This is a genomic window from Collinsella aerofaciens (assembly GCF_015548375.1).
GTDB lineage: Bacteria > Actinomycetota > Coriobacteriia > Coriobacteriales > Coriobacteriaceae > Collinsella > Collinsella aerofaciens_AB.
This window is the reverse complement of sequence record NZ_JADMWW010000006.1, coordinates 18,251-36,852: the sequence shown is the minus strand read 5'-3', so window position 1 is coordinate 36,852 and position 18,602 is coordinate 18,251. Positions and strand designations below refer to the sequence as shown.

Below are 18,602 nucleotides of genomic sequence, written 5' to 3'. Positions count from 1 at the left end.
ATATGGCCCGGTTCCAACCCACCTTGGAACCGGGCCATATGCTTATGAAGCGTCGGCGGCGATGTGCGCTAGCGCCTCGACGAGCTCTTGCGAGCTCACGGGTTTACTCAGGTGCGCGTCCATGCCTGCCTCACGCGAAAGCCTGCGGTCGTCGGCAAAGGCGTTGGCGCTCACGGCGATAATCGGCGTGGTCGCGGCATCCTCGCGATCGAGTGCTCGAATTCGACGCGTGGCCTCAAGGCCATCGATACCGGGCATCATGATGTCCATCAGCACCACGTCGCACTCGTGCGGTGCGCTCGCGGCAAACGCCTCAACGGCAGACTCACCATCCTTAGCATGCGTCACGATGGCACCGGCACGGCTGAGCGTAAACTGCGCGATCTCGGCATTCAGATCGTTATCCTCTACGAGCAAAACGCGCAGGCCCTGGAGCGCATCGCCGTCGCCCGCATCTACGCGAACTGCCTGAGGAATCTCGGAGCGGTCGCACTTCTCGAACGGCAGGCGGATGATAAACGTCGTCCCCTGCCCCAAGACACTCGTAAAGCTCATGGTTCCGCCCATAAGCTCGACCAACTGTTTGGCAATAGGCGCGCCCAGGCCAGTTCCCGATGAAGCGCCCTCCACTTGCTGCTCCTCGCGGCAAAACGGCTCGTAGAGGTGTTGTTGGAACTCCTCGCTCATGCCAATGCCGTTGTCGGCGATCGTGTATTCATAGACGGGGACGCCATCCACCGACTCCACCTCGCGACACACCAGACGAACATAGCCGCCCCGGCGGTTGTACTTGACGGCATTACCGGCAATGTTGACCAATAAGCGCTTGAGATGCGTCACGCTCACCCGTGCATAGGGATGATTAAGCGTCTGCTGGTCGCAGATAATTGTCACCAGACGCTCCTCGGCCTGGCGCTCCAGAATATCGCACACCTCGCGATTGAGGGCCACCAAATTTGCGGGCACGAGTTCCAAGTCAATCTGCCCGCTCTCCAGGCGACTCATATCGAGCGCCTCGTTGGCAAGGTCGAGCAGCAGTCCCGATGCCGTCCAGATTTTTGAGCGGCACTCGGTCTGCTTTTGCAGATCGTCCGCATTGGCATCGCCGACCTCGACCATGCCGCGAATGCCGTTGATGGGCGTGCGCAGATCGTGGCTCATGCGACGTAGAAACTCCGTCTTTGCCGAGTTGGCAGACGAGGCCTCACGCGCTGCCTTAGCCAGCCTGTCACCATAGTCGCGCTCCTGCTGCAGCAAGTCCGTCAAACGTCGACGATCAGCGCGGCGGCGCGCCATCACAACAACGGCTATAACACCGCCGTAGAGCACCAGCACGCCGGCAGCAACAGCCGCGACGACCTCAAAGTAGCGCCGCGCCGAGGCATAGGTGTACACGTAGAACCCGCGCGCTTTTCCAAATGTGCCCAAATACCACTCGCCGTTGGCGTTGACCAGTCGGACTTTGCCGGGCAGGCATCGATCCTTAATACCGTCGACAATAAAGACATCCGTTGCAGGCAGATCGAATACGCCCAATATGGTGGGTTCAACGACATTGGTCGCAACGACCTTGCCATCGCTTTCGATCACGATATTGCCACTGTCGATGGTCTCATAACCACCGAGCAGGCTCTGCAGTTTGAGCGTATTGCTTGCAACTGCCTTCGCGCTCTGATGCCTTACCGCAACAACGATGCCCTCGTCATCCCGCCGGGTTACGCAGCCAATGTCTGCGACCGAATCATCCGCAAGCGTGATGCGGGCGGTATAGGACTTAAGCGGATGGGCTGCCACCTCCAGCACGGGTACTTCCTTGAGATACGTAGCGAGCGACTCGTAGCCCACGCCATCCGTCGAGGACTCGGACACCAAATTGCCCGATGCGTCCGTCACGATCAGTGCGCTCACGTTGAACTGGTCGGCATATTGCTCCAGCATGGCGTTATCCACCGAACCGTCGCGCTCCATATCGCGCGCTGTCTCTCCGGCGATCTCCATAACGCGAATCAGGTTTTTGGTCGTATAGGCGCTATTGAATGCATCGTAGGAAAGGCTCTGCGTCGCCACGTAATCGACAACGTCGGCAAAGCGCTGCTCGGCCTGAGCTGTCGTGTAGCCGTAGCTCATCATACCGGCAACAACCGAGAGCGCTATCCCCAGCAGGGCGACAAGGAACCATGCCCCTGCCGAACGATTGCCCCGCTTCTCTACGGCGTGGTCGGGTGCACCGATCATGACAGGCCCTCTATATTCAAAAAGGGCGAAGGGTCATCAAAGTACTTTGACACCAGGCGTTTCATGGTGCCGTCGGCTAGCATTTCCTGGTAGGCATGGGTGAGCTTAACGTCGATGCCGCGCGTATCGTTGATATCGAAAGCGGTACCCAAACCAACCTCAAGCAGCGGCTCATCCAAAATTCGATACGTCACACCATAGTCTTTTTCGTAGGTGAGCAGCGAAGACTCATGCGCGGCGATGGCGTCGACCAGACCCTCGACGAGCGCCGGGTTCAGGTATGAGCGGTCCGAAAAGCAGTAGAGCTCTTTGATCTGCGGAACGTTTTCATTTATGCGATTGAGCAAAATGTCCTCGGGCTTGGTGGTGGACTGAACCGCCACGATCTTATCCTCAAGATCGGCAAGCGTGTAGATATCGCTCTGGGGATCGACCGCGACCACCTGGCGGCTCGCAAGGTACGGGCCGGCCCAACGATATTCGTTTTCGCGACCCGTCATACTAAAGCTGCCCATGACACAATCGAGTTCGCCGCTCGCCAGCAGCTCCTTCTTCTTTTCCCAAACGATCAGCTGGTATTTTGGCTTGTAACCAATGCGAGTCAAAGCCTCGGTCAATATCTCGACATCCAGGCCAACGATATCGCCGTACTCGTCGGTATACACAAACGGTGGATAGAGGTCGCTGCCGACGTTGAGCGTCTTAAGGTTGTCGTCTTTGGCCTGCGAGGCATCCAGGCCTTCTAATGCAGACGTCGAGGCTCTGCCATTCGACCCGGAACAGCCGGCTATCGCTACGACAAAGGCGCACGCTACCGCAAGCGCAACAAACAACGAAATGGCAACCGAGCGACGGGACCTTTTCATCGAGCTCCATACGATCCTGTTTACAGACTGAAATGGTTAAAGATAATAGCAAACAAAACCACACGAGTGCCCAATGGCTACAGACGTTTTACCATGTGGGGCCTTCCAGCCGACTTGGCAGAAGGCCCCGCATGCAGTGCTCACTTACCGTGCATTAAAAACGTAGCGGTCCAGGCGGTCGCACGCTTCCTTTACGCGCGAAAGCGGCAGCGCCAGATTCACGCGAATGTGGCAGGGCCCGTGGAACGGGCGGCCGTCCTGATATCCCACGCCCACGCGCGCCCCCTCGTCGAGCAGCCACTGAATATCGCGGCCATGCTCGCGACACCACTCGGTGCAGTCCAGAAACACCATGTACGTGCCCTGCGGACGCGAATAGGACACGCCCTCAAAATGCCCGTCCACGTAATCGCAGAAGTACTCGATATTGCCGGCAAGCACCTGGTTGAGCTCGTCCACCCACTCGTAGCCCTGCGGCTGGTAGGCACCGATAAGCGCATGCATGGAGAGGACATTCATCTCGTTGTAGTGGGTCTTGTTGGACACGGCGCAGATGCGGTCACGCAGCGTCTCGTTGTAGACAATGTGGTAGCTGCCGACAAGGCCCGCCAGGTTAAACGTCTTGCTCGGCGCATAGAGGGCAACCGTGCGCATGCGGGCATCCTCGCTCACCGACTGCGTCGGGATGTGCTTGTGCCCCGGCAGGATGATATCGGACCAAATCTCGTCCGATATCACCACGCAATCGTGCTGGCGATAGATGTCCATGGCGCGCTCGATTTCGTCGCGCTCCCATACGCGGCCGCAGGGATTGTGCGGCGAGCAGAACACCGCGGCATGGATGTGGTTTTGGGCGAGTTTGCACTCCATGTCCTCAAAGTCCATGCGCCACACGCCCTGATCGTCGAGCTTAAGCGGGCTATGGACAATACGATAGCCCGCGGCCTCAATGGACTTGGTAAAGCCGATGTAGGTGGGGCTGTGGACCAGCACCGCATCGCCCGGCTGGACATACGCGCGCAGCGTCGACACGACACCGCCCAGCACGCCGTTTTCGTAACCGATATGTTCAGGGCGCAGGCCCTCGACGCCATTGCGGCGGCTCTGCCATTCGATGATGCGGTCGAAATACTCGGAGCGCGGATTGAAATAGCCAAACATGGGGTGCTGGGCGCGCTGAATGATGTGTTCCTGGACCGTGGGCACCGTTGCAAAGTTCATGTCGGCCACCCACATGGGAATGCGGTCGAAGCCCTCGTCGGGTGCGTTCGGGGCCATACCGGGGATCTCACCCCAAGAGTCAACGGCGATGGCGTCCATGCCGTGGCGGTCGATGATTGAAGTGAAGTCGTATTTCATGCTGGACTCCCGTGCAAAGTTGATTGTTTTGGTAGGCGTTATTGTCCACCAGCGTGGGCGGTTTTGGCGCGGGGTTTGGCGCTTAATTTGACGGGTGCGGACGAATGGCTGGTTAGTCTTGCGCGTCGTTGACGGCAACTACGGTTAGCTGGGTTTCATCGACCGTAAACGATATGTCGAGCCCGGCGTAAGCCAGATGATAGACGCGGTGTGGCTCGTGCTTGCTGCCCGCGCGGCGCGGGTCTTGGCGAAGGACCTCGACCAAGCCGAGGAGCTTTGCGGGCGGGACCATATCCTGCAGTGCTTGCGGAAACTCAACATCGAGCTCTTGCCACGGAGCATCCTCGATCCAGCCTCCGGTCGCATCCGGGTGGCAGTCCGCAAACGGAATGTAGGGCTTGATGTCGTAGATGGGCGTACCGTCGCGCAGGTCGGCCCCCAACACATGGATGATGGGGCCATCGTCGGTGAGCTCGACACGATCAAGCTTGACGCAGGTGAGCCCGATGGGATTAGGGCGAAACGGACTGCGCGTGGCAAACACTCCCACACGTTCGGCTCCGCCCAGACGCGGCGGGCGCACGGTTTTCGACCATTTTGCGTTGGTGCCGGACCTGTCCTGCGTTTTAGCGTCGACGGCAATATCCTTAGCCGTGCCGCCGGGCGTTCCGTTTTCGAAGCGCCACAGCAGCCACAGGTGAGAGAAGGAGTCCAGGCCCTCAACCGCTGCATTGGAGGCAAATTCCGGCTCAAAAAAGATTCGTCCCTGCAGATGGGGCGCCAAAAAGCTGTTGCGCGGAATGCCGAACTTCTGCGGCAGGTCGGTATGTATGCGTGCGATAGGTTCCATGCCGGTCATTGTACGGCATGGAGGCGTGGGGCGTTGCGCGCAATTCTTCGCCGCGGTCCCCCGTCGTGCAACCAACGGTTGCTTGGAAGGGCGCCTGCCGCCGCGTATGCTTAAGCCATCAACCAGCAGAAAGGAGCCGCTATGGCCTTTGCAGAAAAGCTCATTGCTGTCCGTCGCGCCCATCACCTTACCCAAGAGCAGCTTGCCGCTAAGCTCTTCGTCACACGCCAGGCCATCAGCCGGTGGGAGCGCGGCGAGGTCACACCGGGCATCGACATGATGAAGCTCATCGCCGCCGTAACCGGAGAACCGCTGTCCCACCTGCTCGAAATGCCTGAGCACTATTGCCAGAGCTGCGGCATGATACTCACGCCCGACGACTGCGGCACCGATGCCACGGGCACCGCGACCGATCATTACTGCAAGTGGTGCTACGACCACGGCAAGTACACCTATGACACCACCATGGAGGCAATGATTGAGGATTGTGCCCCGCGCCTGGCACAAAACACCGGCATGTCGCTCGACGAAGCCGTCTCGCTCATGGGCGCCGTCCTGCCGCAACTGGAGCGCTGGCGCACCATGCAGGAAAACGAGGCGCGCTACGGTGCCGAGGCGCGGGCGCGCTACGGCGATGAGGCTATCGATGCAGCAAACGAAGCGTTGCTGGACATGGACCCCGAGACATGGAACGACATGAAGGAACTTGAACGCGCTATTCTGGGCCAGCTCTCAATTGCCATGGGCATTGGCGACCCAGAGAGCAACGAGGCTCGTAAGCTTGTCGCGATGCATCGTCGCTGGATTGCTCTCAACTGGGGATGCGAGCCCCAAGACGAGGCGTACCTGGGCCTCGCCCACGGTTATCTTGCCGACCAGCGCTTTGTTGACTACTACGACAAGCCCTGCGCCACCGGAGCCACGGCGTTTCTGGTCCAGGCCATCGAGTCTTCGTTGACGCGCGCATAGACCGCGGCGGCTTTGGGTATTTAAAAACAAAACCTCAACCGATTGGAGACCTATGGCTACTAATCACGAGCTCGCGCTGTACGTTATGACCGGCTGCCCGTATTGCTTAAAGGTCAAGCACTTTTTGGCCGATAACGGCGTGACCATTCCCGAGCGCAATATCTCGACCGATTCCGATGCCGAACAGACACTCATCGCCGTCGGCGGAAAACGCCAGGTTCCCTGCCTGTTCATCGACGGCAAACCACTCTACGAATCGAGCGACATCATCGCGTGGGTGCAGGAAAACCTGCTCTAGTACGCACGCTCTGTCCGTCCAGGGCCCCAACCCATACGACCCAAACATGTACACCAGCATCCAAAGTCGACATTTTTCGACATCTTTGGATGCTGGCGTACAGCTTTTTGGTAGTCATGGACGCTCTTGGCCGGCTAATTGTTTGAGGAGACCTTTGGATTATGGCTGTTTGACGCCTCTGGAAAGGTTTCCGAGAGGGCTGTGGTCAAAAAGGGCAAATATGAGTACTGCTACCTGTTTAGTAGCAGCGATTTTGATCACTTCAGGAACTATTCAACGTTCCACTCGTCCGCAGACGACGTTATTTCTCCTCATATGTTCAATAAAAGTAGCTCTTAATGGGAACAAATCTCATCAGGAGCTACAATTTATAGCAAATAAATGCAACCATAATGGCAACAGTACTCATATTTGCCCTTTTTTGACCCTCCAGAATAGTCGCTGAGAGCGACACTAAATGACAAAATCCGACACTTGAACGTTCTTATATGAGTAGCCATTGATGAAGGACACCTAACGACTACTCCCATTCGCGACACACTGTGTCGCGAATTAAGCTGGCCCCATTACCGAAGACCAGTGAGAGCTCCTGCCCAGAATCTCAATAGCTTAATAAAGGGCTCCCCTCCGGAAGTTCAATGAGCATCCAAATTCCAAGCTAAAAAGCAAAGGAGTATCGAAGCCGTCAATGCTCATTTCCTATCGAACAGGCAGGTCAAAACAAGCTAATTAGCCCGATGAACTGCTTGTATTTTTGTCTACAAAATTGTATACAAAAAGAGAATCCGAGAACCGGCGCTCGACATTATGTCGATCGATAGGAGGCGCCATGGATGCTAAGCAGCTCGAAAAGATGATGGGGTTTGCTCCCGGAGAGTTGAAGAAAGCCGCGGAAGCCTACGAAAAAGATGAGTGGCCGAAAGGTCACACCATCAAGTTGGGAAGGCCACCAACCTCCGATGAGCCGAGCGTCGTTATATCAGCACGTGTGGGCGAATCGATTCTTGAGGCGTTTGACGAAAAAGCCAAACGCCATGGGCAAACACGCACGGAGCGGCTCAGAGAGCTCATTACACTTGATGCACTGATTGCCTAGGCCCGCTCCCCCGTCGGACCCAAACATGTACACCAGCATCCAAAGTCGACATTTTTCGACATCTTTGGATGCTGGTGTACATGTTTTTGCTACATAGTCGTTGGGGACGTCCTTAAATGACCAGTCGTTAAAGAACGCCCCCGATGACTAGTTAGCCGTGGAAGCGAGCTGTGGGTGCAAGCGGCTGTTCACGAAAGACGCGCTCGACGGCAGCGCGGTATTCGTCGACCTTTTTGGTCTTGCGTACGATCTTGTGGACGGTAGCGGGATCAGCGAAAGCGCACTTGGCGTAGAACCACCACTCCTTCATGCGGAAGACCGCATTGCCGCCAATCTCTTCTGCATATGCCGCAAACAGCGTGTCGTGGAAGCGCTGCAGCTCAGCAGCCGTTGCAGCAGGGCCGCCCTTGACCATGCGAGCCAGAGCGGGGTTCGCGAGCAGGCCACGCCCCAACATCACATGGCGCGTGCCGGGATAGGCCTCCACCAGCGCGTCCATATCCTCAAGATCAAAAATGTCACCGTTATAGGCCACGGGGAACGGCGCACGCTCCAGCGTCTCGCCATAAAACTCTTTGCGCGGCAAGCCCGTATAGCGGTCCTTCTGTACGCGCGGATGCACGATCAGCTCTGCCAACGGCATGCGGCAATACAGATCGAGCACGCGCTCGTATTCGTCGTCATTCTCCAGCCCCAGCCTGGTCTTTACCGACACCGGCAACGGCGACCGCTCGCACACATCGCTTAAGAACGCCTCGAGCTCGTCGAGATTGCGCAAGAAACCCGAGCCCTTGCCCTTGGCGACAACCGTTCCCGAAGGGCAACCCAAGTTGAGATTGACCTCGCGGTAGCCCATGTCGGCGAGCACCTGTGCCGCCCACACAAACTCGTCCGCGTTCTTGGACATCAGCTGAGGCACCACGTTGAGCCCCTGGTTATTGGCAGGATCGATCTCCTTAAACGCCTTGCCGCCAAAGCGGTTTCCCACCCGCGGCGGCGGCAAAAACGGCGTGTAATAGCAATCGAGCGCACCGAAGCACTCCGCATGCACGCGACGGAACACATGCCCGGTAATCCCCTCCATAGGGGCCAGCGAAAGGATCATCTACTCTTCTCTCATATCAACACAACAAAGGGGCCGTCCCTTTGTCACATGCATTATGCCTTGCGCTTCAGGCGATTCACAAGGAAGAGGTAGCTACTGAACGATGACCACCCTCCAGCCGCACCCCATACAACGAGGTTTAATACTTTTCCCGAGAAGTGAACGAGTGAAAACGGGCCCCCGAAGCATCGGCACTTTCGAGATGCAATTTCCTGCGGTTTTGCCAGCCAAATCCTGCGGGTTTGACGTCTAAAAATGTCGATGCTTCGGAGGTCCAAGTATGGCCGTTCACTTCTCGGAAAAGTATTAGACCTCGATTTACATGCCACTCAATGTGACAAAGTGGCTGCTCCTTTGTCACATTCGATGAAAAAGGGCACCGATGTTAGTCGATGCCCCAAAGCGGCTGCAGGTTAAGCCCTACAGCGTATGTCTAAGACGAATCGAACTATTCGTCCCAGGAGAGGTTCTTACCAGTCTTTTTTGCCAGCAGCAAGAACAGGCCGATAATAACGTTGCATGCGATGCAGAAGATGAAGACGCCCTGGAAGGAGCCGACAAGCTCATAGACCTTCATCATAACGGGCATGCCAAAGGCGCCGACGATATAGCCCACGGAGCAGATCAGCGCGAAGATGCGACCGAAATCGCGGGAGCCAAAGACATCCATAACCAAAACGGTCAGGGCAGTGCCAGCGATGACGTACATTACGTCGTTCACGCCTGCTGCGAGGATGCTGAGCGTCGAGTTGCCGCTGCTCATCATGAGCATGACAAAGGAGAGGATGGAGACAGCGAGCCAGCCCAGAATGGCCTTCGTGCTGCCGAACCTATCGCAAGTGGTGCCGACGATCGGATTGAGGAACAGATCGAAGAGCGATGCAGCGGATACCATGAAGCCGCCCACCATGGGGCTAAAACCAACCTCGGAAGCATACGTCGGGAAGAGCTGGTTCATGCAGCAAGTGAGCTGAACGAGACAGAGGAAGCCGATGCAGAAGAAGAAGGCAGGCGACTTAATGGCGCGCGCATAGCTAACGCCACGCGTGCTATCCTCGGTCGTCTCCTCGGTCTCGGTGACCGTCTCGCCCTCGACGTAGCCATAGGGCAGCATGCCCTTGTCCTGAGGCTTATAGCGAATAATCAGGACGGAAGCGGGGAGAATGAGCACGGCGGAGACGCCAGCGAGCACCAGATAGCCAGTCCTCCAGCCAGCGGCCTCGATGACAGAGGTGATGACGGGGCTCATGATGAGCATGTAAATCGAGTTCACTGCCCAAGCGAGACCGATTGCCAGGCCACCAGATTTTTTGAACCACTGGTCAATAACGTCGGACATGGCGACGCCGGTGGTGAAGGCGAAGCAAACGCCAATCAGGGCGCCAGCGGCGATGAACATCCAGACTTCGGTGTAGAAGGCCATGCCTGCGCCGGCAGCAAGCAAAATAAGCTCGACAACGGGGAGCCAAACCTTGCCAACGACCTTGGGAATGAGTTTTCCGACAAACGGAAGAGCTGCCGCAAGACCAATGAGCGTTGCGGTGAAGTAATACGAGAAGATGGAATAGTCAAACCCGAACTCCTCGCACACGGGTGCGACGAAGGAGCCCGCGATGACGCTATAGGATCCGGTCGTGCCGGCAGACATAAGGCCGAGCGCGATTACGAGAACCCATGCGTAAACCTTGCTGCTCTTTAACTTTGCATTTTCCATTGATACAGCTCCTAGAGACCCAGAAGGGCACACATAACGGCCTTGATGGTGTGCTGACGGTTCTCTGCCTCACGGAAGATGACCGAAACGTTGGCCTCAAAGCACTCGTCGGCAATCTCAAAGCCCTCGGTGATGATTTCGCGATGGAGGTCGTTCTTGCACTGGTCGAGGAGCATTTTGCCGACACGGTGATCTGCGTTATGGACAGAGGGAAGCTCATGCATGCAGAAGATGTCGGGATTGTTGGTGCGCTTGCACAGCTCGCTGGTGACGCGATAGGGGTACAAAGACTCGGCATCGCCCAGCCAGGAGTTGTAGTCGTCGGGATCCAGAACCTCTTCGCCGCACTCGGGGTTGATGTAGCGCCACTCCTCGGTAACGATAACGTCAACGCCATCCAGGGCATCGAGGTCAGAGGTGATGGTAAAGGTCCTATTGGGAGCGTACTTGGCGTAGCAGGCCTCCACCTCTTCGATCATTTCCTTGCACATCTGATGACGGAGGTCGTCGGGGCCGATGGCGAGGAAGTCCATGTCGAGCATAGCGCACAGACGGCCATACCACACCGGGGCGCCGGCGCAGTTGCCAACGAAAGCCATCTTCTTGCCGCGGCTCGTACGCAAACCGCCCCATTGCTCTTCCATCGTAAGAGCGTCAGCGAGCATCTGAGTCGGGTGATCGCCGAGAGTAAGGGCATTGATGACCGGGATGTCAACCAGGTCGGCGACGTCATAGAGGAACTGCTCGTCCTTCTGTGCGCGATAGACGATGAGATCATACATGCCGTTAAAGACGCGCATGGCGTCCTTGACGGTCTCGCAGTCACCCATGTGGGAGTTGGTCAGATAAGTGAAGCCCATGCCCAAATCGTTGCAGGAGGTCTCGAATGCGCAACGAGTACGGGTCGAGCCCCACTCAAAGTTGGCGAGGACGTTTTTGCCGGGGAAGTAGCGCTGGTCGACACCAGACTTCTTCTGAGCCTTAAGGTTCCAGGCAAGATCGATGAGATAGCGGAAATCCTCGGAGGAGAGATCATGGATGTTGATGTAGTCGCGACCGCGGAGGCTGTTGTTCATGCCTATTTCCTTTCGAATTATTATCAAAATTATTGGTGAATGTGTCCCCGAGGAAAACACGGATATCCCTCGGGGAGCGGTACATGTGGCGCCTAAGCCAAAGAGCGCAGGCTCTAAGGCTCACTAACGACTGGCCGCCACGTCCTTAGTCCAGCAGTGCACGCCGCCGCCGGACAGGTTAAGCGCGAGGGAATCAATCATGATGACCTTGCGATCGGGGAAGCAGCTCTCAAGAACTGCCTTGGCCTGCTCATCCTTCTCTTTCACGACCTCGCTCATGCCCTCGTGGTAATAACGCTGGCCAAGAACGACGCCGTTGCAAATCAGGAAGTTGCAGTAGCTCGCTGCGGCGTAGAAGTGGACGGGGCCCTCGGGCCAGGGGGTGCCATCCATAAACTTGCCGCCCATTTCGTCGATGAAGCCCTTATAGAGCTCGTAATCTTCATCGCCAGGGGCGATAACGACTTCAATAGGCTCGGCGGTGGGCATACGAACGATCTCGAAGGGCTTGCCCTCCCAGTCCGTTTCGTTGCTCAGGATCTCGTAGGCTGCCTCAATGCGGCGACGAGACTCTGCTCCAGCCTTGCTCGAGGCTGCCTCTTCATCGGACACCTCGGCAAGAAGAATCTTGTTCGGAGTGATAAAGCGACACATCTCATCAATGTGAGCTGCAAAGCTCATGCCAAAGACGGGAGTTCCGTCTTCCTTCTCGTCGAGGATGCCCAGTCGATAGTCGTCGTCCTCGAGCATAGGCTGCGGAAGCCAGATAACCTTGTTGAGGTTGTAGATGCGCTTATACTCGGCCTCTATTTCCTCTTTCGTGAACTCGGGATTACGCTTGCGGCATTCCGTGTCCTCGATGGCGATCAGAGTGCCGTGACCGTCAAACTCGCGGTCGCCGCCCTCCGAAACCATTTCGGAATTGACGATATCGAAGCAACCGAGCGCAACCGCCATGTGAACGGCTGCCTTACGTGCGGACTGGCACTCCGGGGAGTTCTTGTCCCACACGCCGTAATAGGTCCAAGCGGGGTTGACCATATAAGAATGGCCCTTGTCGTCGACCATGATGCTGGGACCGTTGTCGCGGACATAGAAGTTGGAGTCTTCGAACTGCGTGATCTCGATGCGATCGAGATCAACCCCCTCCTCCTTCAGGCGCGAGCAAGCCTCCTCATAGGAGCCGGGGGTGCCGCAATTGAGGTTGACCGTAACGTCGCCATACTCGAGCAGAGCCTTGATCACGTCAACGCAGGGCTGGCGGTTATCGTAGCCCTCTGCACGGATGTAATCGGGAAGCCATGTCACATAGACGTTGGAGCGCTTCTCGAACTCGCCCGGCATACGATAGTTCTCGTACATGGTTGGTCCTTCCGTCGGGTTTCCCGCGATGCTGTCCGGCCGCGACAATAGCGGGGTTTCACCTGCTATAGTACTACTATACCTACCGTTCGGTAGATAATTTTGAATAATTGCCGCTCGCCTACTGATACATACCGTTCGCCGTATATAGTGGTCATGTTTGGACACGAATTGATGTTCCGTTGCCATCCTTAATAATGTTGGTAGTGCGGAAGTGATTTGCAATGGAGAAATGCAGCGTGAGCACAAGAAAAAAAATATTGGACGCAATGTACGATCTTGTGGCAGAAGTCGGTTATGACAAAGCGTCTATCGGAAAGATTTGCGACTTTGTCGGTATATCCAAGCCGTCGGTGTACTACTACTTTCCCTCAAAAGAGGAGATTTTCACTACGCTCTTGGACAGCATGTTTCCGACCATTGACTATCAGCGCGACTACTCGCTAATAGTCGATAGGGACGGGTTCAAGGCCGCGCTTATCGAGCTCGGCAATTCAGTTATAGGTGGCTATCGAAGCGATGAAAAGCGCCGGCGCGTGCTGGCCGAGGTTAGCGTTCAAGCAAATCGAATTCCTGCAGTTCAGGAACGTCAAGCGACGGCGACCAAACGAACCATGGATGCGCTTAAAGACATCCTTCTTCATGGTGTAGAGATTGGCGCGTTTTCCGATAGCGCCGACGTAATGCTCTACGTACAAATTCTTTATACCGTTCTGGAGGGAGCAAGCAATACGGTCGCTCAAGGTGAGGATATTGATGAGAAAGCGGTTTGGGCGGGAATAGTCGAGCTTATGTTCAAATAGACCAGCCAAGCTGAAGCGCATGTTGGCGCCCATGGTGCCTGCGGGCAACCTTTAAAACGAAAACAGGGGTCGACTCCAATCTGGCTTGGAGTCGACCCCTGTTGCGTGGCAATCTATGCCGGTGCAATCGGCGCTTATTACTTTTCAGCAGCCTTATTGAGAAAGCCGGAAACGATAGCAAACGCAGCAATCATAAGGTTGCAGGCAATGCAGAAGATAAATACTCCCTGGAATGACCCTGCCATGCCGTAAACCTTCATCATGACCGGCATTCCAAAAGCACCGACGACATAGCCCGCTGAGCAAACGATCGAATAGATCCTTCCAAAATCGCGTGATCCAAAGAGCGAGAGGAGAAGCATCGGCATTGCGGTTCCAACGATGGCGAACATGACATCGTTTACACCAGCTGCAATGATGGAAACGGTCTCATTGCTTCCGCCAATGATAAGAAGCAGGAATGAAAGAATGCTGACACCTGTCCATGCGACCGTTGCTTTAATAGCGCCAAGCTTGTCGCATGTTTTGCCCACGAAGGGATTTAGGAAGATATCGGAGAGTGAAGCTGCCGAGACCATTAAGCTTCCTACGATAGGATTGAAACCGACCTCGCTTGCATAGGTTGGAAACAGCTGGTTCATGCAGCAGGTGAGCTGCGCCACGCAAAGCAAGAGGACACAGAGAAAAAAGACGGCGTTTTCGCGGCATCGCGGAGTGCCATGCCCGAAAGGACATCTTCCTGCTCATCGGCGCTGCAGCTCTCATGGGTTTCGGAGGCGGTCTCTCCGTACGGAAGCATATTGCGATCAGAGGGGTTAAGGCGAATGATAAATGCGCTTGCAGGCAAAATCATAGCTGCAGAAACGGCCGCAAGCACGATGTATCCCGTACGCCAGCCTTGCTGCTCGATGACCAGCGTAATGACAGGACTCAATAACAGCGTGCAGAGAGAATTAACGCCCCAAGCGAGGCCGATGGCGAGACCGGGCGATTTGCTGAACCATTGGTCAATGACATCGGACATGCAGACGCCCGTTGTAAACGAAAAGCAGATGCCGATCACTGCGGCGGAGACGGTGAACATCCAGACCTCGGTGTAGAACGCCATTGCGGCGCCGGCGGCAATAAGGACGAGTTCAATGCAAATATGCCATGGTTTGCCGATTACTTTTGGAATGAAGCGACTCAAAAGCGGAAGCCCAAGCGCAAGGCCAAGAAGAATCGCGGTGAAATAGAAAGAAAAAGAAGTGTAGTCAAAGCCCAGATCTTCACATACTGGAGCAACGAATGAGCCGGCAATAATGCTATATGTGCCAGTTGTTCCGGCGGACATTAAGCCGAGCGCAATAACGACGACCCAAGCAAATGCGCCGCTTTCACGGAGACAATCTTTTTTGGCTGGTGTGGTGAGAGTCATGGTTGCTCCATTTCTATCGACAATACATCCTATATGCCTACCGATAGGTATATAAACCAGAGGACTCTTCGTCAAGCATTAAGCGGGGAGAGGGAGTTCTTAACCTGCCGAACGGTAATTAGACCCCGTTTTCGCAAGGGTCTCAATGTGACAAAGGGACTGTCCCTTTGTCACATTATTCGGAGCGCAGGGCTTCGACGGGGTCCTTCTTGGATGCGCTGCGGGCCGGCAGCAGGCCGGCAACGACCGTCAGCAGCACTGAAATTGCGATGAGCACCAGCGCATCCTGCACGGGCAGGCTCATCAGATTGGGCACCTGTTTGGCCGCAAGCGCCCAGGTATTAACCGGAAAGCTCACGAGCACCACGACGACAATGGCAAAGACGCCGGCGATGAGGCCCTCGATAAAGGTCTCGGCATTGAATACGTTGGCCACGTTGCGCTTCGACGCGCCGATCGCGCGCAGGATGCCAATCTCCTTTTTGCGCTCCAGCACGCTGATGTAGGTGATGATGCCGATCATAATGGAGCTCACCACTAGGCTGATGCTCACGAATGCGATGAGCACCAAGCTGATGGTATTCACAATGTCGGTCACCGAGCCCATAATGATTCCCATATAGTCGGTGTACGAAATCGCCTGCTCATCGTGGCCAGCAGCTTTGACCTGCTTGTTATACGCATCGATATGGTCGAGCACGCGCTCCTTCGCCTCAAAGTCGCGCGGGAAAATCTTGACCGAGATGGGGTCTGCCTCGTCCGCATAACCCAGTGTGGTCAGGTTGTTGTCATAGGTAAGCTGCGATGCCTTGGCATAACTCATCATAAGCGAACTCAGGTCCTCGGCGTCCATGTTGAAGTGGATGGCGCGGGCAAAGGCGCTCGCATCCACACGCATAGCGCTCGCCAGGTTGGCAAAACTCGATGACATCTGCGTCGCCATCTGGCCCATGAGCCCTGCCGCGCCTGCCTTGAGCTGAGTTGACACCGTCGTCGCAATCTGGTCGCTGATCGACTTCATCATCTGATCCAGAGCCTGCTGCAGATACGGAGCCAGCTGCTTTTGTACATAGTCGGTCATCGCCTGCTGCAGGCGCTCGGCCAGGGCATCGCCGCCGAGTGCCTTGAGCTGAGCCAGGATTTGCTGGGCTGCCGTATCACTCTCAAGATACGTCGAGAACGCGGCGGCAAGCTTTGACGCGTCCTTAAGATCTTCGGGCGTCAGCGCCTTAAACTGTTCCGACTGCATAAAGCCCGTGAACAGTTGGTTGGCGAGCGCCCCCACTTGCTGCATCTGCTCGGGTGTAAGCTCCAACCCATCGAAGACACCCGAGAAATCGGGGGCTGGCGCCTTAGACATGATGTCGCTGAAGTCGATATCCTTCCCTACGCCCGAAAGGTCAATGTCCAGCTCGGACAAGTCAAGACACGACGGGTCCATACCGCCGGCAACACCCGAGAGCACGGAGGTATCGAACGAGAACGCGCTCTTGAGCGCCGCCTCGTCCACACTGAACATGCTGCCCAGATCCACGCCTTGTTTGGCCTCGCCTTGCAGTTCGTCGAAGGTTTTGCCCGTAAAGACATCCGTCTCGGGGTGGGCGAGTTGCTCCCGCACAATCTGCGAATCGGCGGCGCGCTCCATAAGCTGGCGAGTCAGCGCATGTGTATAGGCAATGCCCGGAGACAACGCACTCGCATTGGCCGTCTCGTTAGGGCGCACCACACCCACGATGTGTACGTCGATGCCATCGGCAACCTTGGCGGCCATAAAGTCGGCGTCACCAGACATGTCGGTCCACATGCCGGTCTCTTCGTTTTTGCGATAGGCATCGGCCGGCGACAGCACCTTAAACGTCGTGGACAGCGCATCGTCGTAGGTAAAGTCGGTGCCGGTCTCGGGTGCTTTGACCCCACCGTCGGCCGTCATGGCACTGTTTACCAGATCGTTGAGCTCATCGATATCCAGCGCACCGATGCTGTAGAGCGTATAGTCGCCCACCGTACCGCGGCTCGAAAGCACCATCACGGCTTCGTTGGCAGACGTGGGCCAATGACCGGCGACGACATCGTACTGGCTGTCGAGCAGGCTCTGGTCGTCAATCATCTCGTTAAAGACCGAGGTTCCCATGGATTCCATGCTCACCGTTGCCGCCGAACTCGCGCCTCCGCTCATAGCCTCGGTCATTGCGTTGGGAACAAGCCGAACGGGCTTCTCATCGCCCTTGCCGGCACGATAGACAACCGGCGATACACCGTAGCCGTACTGAATGGCGTTGACCTCTTTGTCGATACCGTCGCCGCCGTCGTCAAGCCATGCCTTAAAGCTCGTCATGTCGTTGGACTTAACGCTCGCAAACATATCCTTTACGGCCGTGACCACGGGAATCTTATCGGTTTCGGCACTGTCGTCGGACGAATCCACGTTTTCAGGCGAGTCATCATCCGCAGCCCCCTGTCCGCCCATCATGGACGACAGGTCGTAATCCTGCTTGGAAATGGTGAGTGGGTAGCTCGAGAGCGTATCCTCCTCGACCTTTTTGATGTAGCCGTTTACGCCGTTGGACAGCGCCAGAATCGCCGCGATACCGATAATGCCAATCGAGCCCGCAAAGGCCGTCATGGCCGTGCGGCCCTTCTTGGTCATGAGGTTTCGGGCAGAAAGCCCCAGCGCCGTCACAAAGCTCATCGAGGTTTTGCGCGTAGGCTTGGCCTCGCGGCGCGTGGCGTCAGCGACATCGAAAGGATCGGAATCATCGGTGATCTTGCCGTCCGCCAGGTTGACGATGCGCGTGGCGTATTGGTATGCCAGGTCGGGATTGTGCGTGACCATGATGACCAGACGGTCGCGCGCAACTTCTTTGAGCAAATCCATAACCTGCACGGATGTCGTTGAATCCAAAGCGCCAGTCGGCTCGTCGGCAAGGACGATCTCAGGGTCATTGATCAGGGCGCGGGCAATGGCCACGCGCTGCATCTGCCCGCCCGATAGCTGGCTCGGGCGCTTGTTAACGTGCTCGCCCAAGCCGACTTTCTCCAACGCCTCGCGCGCACGCTGGCGACGCTCGGCATGCCCCACGCCCGTGAGCGTGAGCGCCAGCTCCACGTTTTCCAAAATGGTCTGATGCGGAATGAGGTTATAGCTTTGGAACACAAAGCCGATGCGGTTGTTGCGGTAGGCATCCCAATCGCGATCGTGAAAGTCTTTGGTCGAAATACCGTCGATCAGCAGGTCGCCAGAATCGAAATGATCGAGCCCACCGATAACGTTGAGCATCGTAGTTTTGCCCGACCCCGAAGGTCCCAGAATGGCCACGAACTCGTTATCGCGAAAAGACAGGCTCACGCTGTCGAGCGCTACCTGCGTAAACGACTGCGTAACGTACCTTTTGCAAATACCTTTGAGCTCCAGCATGGACGGCAACCTCTCCTGCACAGGCACCCTGCCCGCT

Annotated in this window: 15 protein-coding genes; 4 read left to right on the top strand and 11 right to left on the bottom strand. The window is 56.3% G+C overall.

Annotation, left to right across the window (positions count from 1 at the left end; all coding sequences use genetic code 11):
- Nucleotides 1-42: 42 nt before the first annotated feature.
- From I1969_RS03960 to I1969_RS03945, 4 genes are all read right to left on the bottom strand, one after another.
- The gene (locus tag I1969_RS03960) at nt 43-2,235 is read right to left on the bottom strand and encodes a hybrid sensor histidine kinase/response regulator (RefSeq protein ID WP_195233067.1); all 2,193 of its coding nucleotides are present in this window, start codon (nt 2,233-2,235) and stop codon (nt 43-45) included.
- Nucleotides 2,232-3,101 (bottom strand): substrate-binding periplasmic protein, encoded by an 870-nt coding sequence (locus I1969_RS03955; protein WP_195233059.1) that lies wholly within the window; start codon nt 3,099-3,101, stop codon nt 2,232-2,234. The genes I1969_RS03960 and I1969_RS03955 overlap by 4 nt, the downstream gene beginning before the upstream one ends.
- A gap of 144 nt (nt 3,102-3,245) precedes the next feature.
- A complete protein-coding gene (locus I1969_RS03950) occupies nt 3,246-4,460 on the bottom strand; it encodes a MalY/PatB family protein (protein WP_055309984.1) in 1,215 nt (404 codons plus the stop codon).
- A 112-nt stretch (nt 4,461-4,572) separates the two neighbouring features.
- Entirely contained in the window at nt 4,573-5,310 is a 738-nt protein-coding gene (locus I1969_RS03945; protein ID WP_229028242.1) for an SAM-dependent methyltransferase, read from the bottom strand.
- A 141-nt stretch (nt 5,311-5,451) separates the two neighbouring features.
- Between I1969_RS03945 and I1969_RS03940 the strand changes: the two genes are divergently transcribed.
- The 3 genes from I1969_RS03940 (at nt 5,452) to I1969_RS03930 (ending at nt 7,673) form a co-directional block, all read left to right on the top strand.
- Nucleotides 5,452-6,279 carry a TipAS antibiotic-recognition domain-containing protein gene (locus I1969_RS03940; protein ID WP_158558640.1) on the top strand — a complete coding sequence of 276 codons (828 nt, stop codon included), beginning with the start codon at nt 5,452-5,454 and terminating at the stop codon, nt 6,277-6,279.
- 52 nt (nt 6,280-6,331) lie between these two features.
- Complete coding sequence (locus I1969_RS03935; protein WP_117763676.1) at nt 6,332-6,577, top strand: glutaredoxin family protein; 246 nt, start codon at nt 6,332-6,334, stop codon at nt 6,575-6,577.
- Between the two features lie 829 nt (nt 6,578-7,406).
- Complete coding sequence (locus tag I1969_RS03930; RefSeq protein ID WP_195233048.1) at nt 7,407-7,673, top strand: ribbon-helix-helix protein, CopG family; 267 nt, start codon at nt 7,407-7,409, stop codon at nt 7,671-7,673.
- Between the two features lie 151 nt (nt 7,674-7,824).
- Here the strand turns inward: I1969_RS03930 and I1969_RS03925 are convergent, their stop codons facing one another.
- The 4 genes from I1969_RS03925 to I1969_RS03910 all read right to left on the bottom strand — a co-directional run bounded on the left by I1969_RS03925 (nt 7,825) and on the right by I1969_RS03910 (nt 12,930).
- Complete coding sequence (locus I1969_RS03925) at nt 7,825-8,778, bottom strand: tRNA dihydrouridine synthase (protein WP_117840389.1); 954 nt, start codon at nt 8,776-8,778, stop codon at nt 7,825-7,827.
- A gap of 448 nt (nt 8,779-9,226) precedes the next feature.
- Complete coding sequence (locus tag I1969_RS03920) at nt 9,227-10,492, bottom strand: MFS transporter (RefSeq protein WP_006234574.1); 1,266 nt, start codon at nt 10,490-10,492, stop codon at nt 9,227-9,229.
- 11 nt (nt 10,493-10,503) lie between these two features.
- Nucleotides 10,504-11,568: an ornithine carbamoyltransferase gene (locus I1969_RS03915; protein WP_195233046.1), complete on the bottom strand. Its 1,065-nt coding sequence runs from the start codon at nt 11,566-11,568 to the stop codon at nt 10,504-10,506.
- A gap of 123 nt (nt 11,569-11,691) precedes the next feature.
- Nucleotides 11,692-12,930 (bottom strand): agmatine deiminase family protein, encoded by a 1,239-nt coding sequence (locus I1969_RS03910; protein WP_117840390.1) that lies wholly within the window; start codon nt 12,928-12,930, stop codon nt 11,692-11,694.
- A gap of 239 nt (nt 12,931-13,169) precedes the next feature.
- On the opposite strand from I1969_RS03910, the gene I1969_RS03905 reads away from it, so the two are divergent.
- On the top strand, nt 13,170-13,733 hold the full coding sequence (locus tag I1969_RS03905) for a TetR/AcrR family transcriptional regulator (RefSeq protein ID WP_022094929.1): 564 nt from the start codon (nt 13,170-13,172) through the stop codon (nt 13,731-13,733).
- Nucleotides 13,734-13,870: 137 nt separating this feature from the next.
- Here the strand turns inward: I1969_RS03905 and I1969_RS11000 are convergent, their stop codons facing one another.
- The 3 genes from I1969_RS11000 to I1969_RS03895 form a co-directional block, all read right to left on the bottom strand.
- On the bottom strand, nt 13,871-14,374 hold the full coding sequence (locus I1969_RS11000; protein WP_229028241.1) for an MFS transporter: 504 nt from the start codon (nt 14,372-14,374) through the stop codon (nt 13,871-13,873).
- The gene (locus tag I1969_RS10995; protein ID WP_229028240.1) at nt 14,371-15,150 is read right to left on the bottom strand and encodes an MFS transporter; all 780 of its coding nucleotides are present in this window, start codon (nt 15,148-15,150) and stop codon (nt 14,371-14,373) included. Before I1969_RS10995 ends, I1969_RS11000 begins: the two co-directional genes overlap by 4 nt.
- Before the next feature lie 175 nt (nt 15,151-15,325).
- Complete coding sequence (locus tag I1969_RS03895) at nt 15,326-18,565, bottom strand: ABC transporter ATP-binding protein/permease (protein ID WP_138374946.1); 3,240 nt, start codon at nt 18,563-18,565, stop codon at nt 15,326-15,328.
- Nucleotides 18,566-18,602: the final 37 nt, after the last annotated feature.

Bases quoted from the DNA above. Each gene is read 5' to 3' on its own strand.
- I1969_RS03960 (WP_195233067.1), bottom strand. From the start codon at position 2,235: ATGATCGGTGCACCCGACCACGCCGTAGAGAAGCGGGGCAATCGTTCG.
- I1969_RS03955 (WP_195233059.1), bottom strand. From the start codon at position 3,101: ATGAAAAGGTCCCGTCGCTCGGTTGCCATTTCGTTGTTTGTTGCGCTT.
- I1969_RS03950 (WP_055309984.1), bottom strand. From the start codon at position 4,460: ATGAAATACGACTTCACTTCAATCATCGACCGCCACGGCATGGACGCC.
- I1969_RS03945 (WP_229028242.1), bottom strand. From the start codon at position 5,310: ATGGAACCTATCGCACGCATACATACCGACCTGCCGCAGAAGTTCGGC.
- I1969_RS03940 (WP_158558640.1), top strand. From the start codon at position 5,452: ATGGCCTTTGCAGAAAAGCTCATTGCTGTCCGTCGCGCCCATCACCTT.
- I1969_RS03935 (WP_117763676.1), top strand. From the start codon at position 6,332: ATGGCTACTAATCACGAGCTCGCGCTGTACGTTATGACCGGCTGCCCG.
- I1969_RS03930 (WP_195233048.1), top strand. From the start codon at position 7,407: ATGGATGCTAAGCAGCTCGAAAAGATGATGGGGTTTGCTCCCGGAGAG.
- I1969_RS03925 (WP_117840389.1), bottom strand. From the start codon at position 8,778: ATGATCCTTTCGCTGGCCCCTATGGAGGGGATTACCGGGCATGTGTTC.
- I1969_RS03920 (WP_006234574.1), bottom strand. From the start codon at position 10,492: ATGGAAAATGCAAAGTTAAAGAGCAGCAAGGTTTACGCATGGGTTCTC.
- I1969_RS03915 (WP_195233046.1), bottom strand. From the start codon at position 11,568: ATGAACAACAGCCTCCGCGGTCGCGACTACATCAACATCCATGATCTC.
- I1969_RS03910 (WP_117840390.1), bottom strand. From the start codon at position 12,930: ATGTACGAGAACTATCGTATGCCGGGCGAGTTCGAGAAGCGCTCCAAC.
- I1969_RS11000 (WP_229028241.1), bottom strand. From the start codon at position 14,374: ATGAACCAGCTGTTTCCAACCTATGCAAGCGAGGTCGGTTTCAATCCT.
- I1969_RS10995 (WP_229028240.1), bottom strand. From the start codon at position 15,150: ATGACTCTCACCACACCAGCCAAAAAAGATTGTCTCCGTGAAAGCGGC.
- I1969_RS03895 (WP_138374946.1), bottom strand. From the start codon at position 18,565: ATGCTGGAGCTCAAAGGTATTTGCAAAAGGTACGTTACGCAGTCGTTT.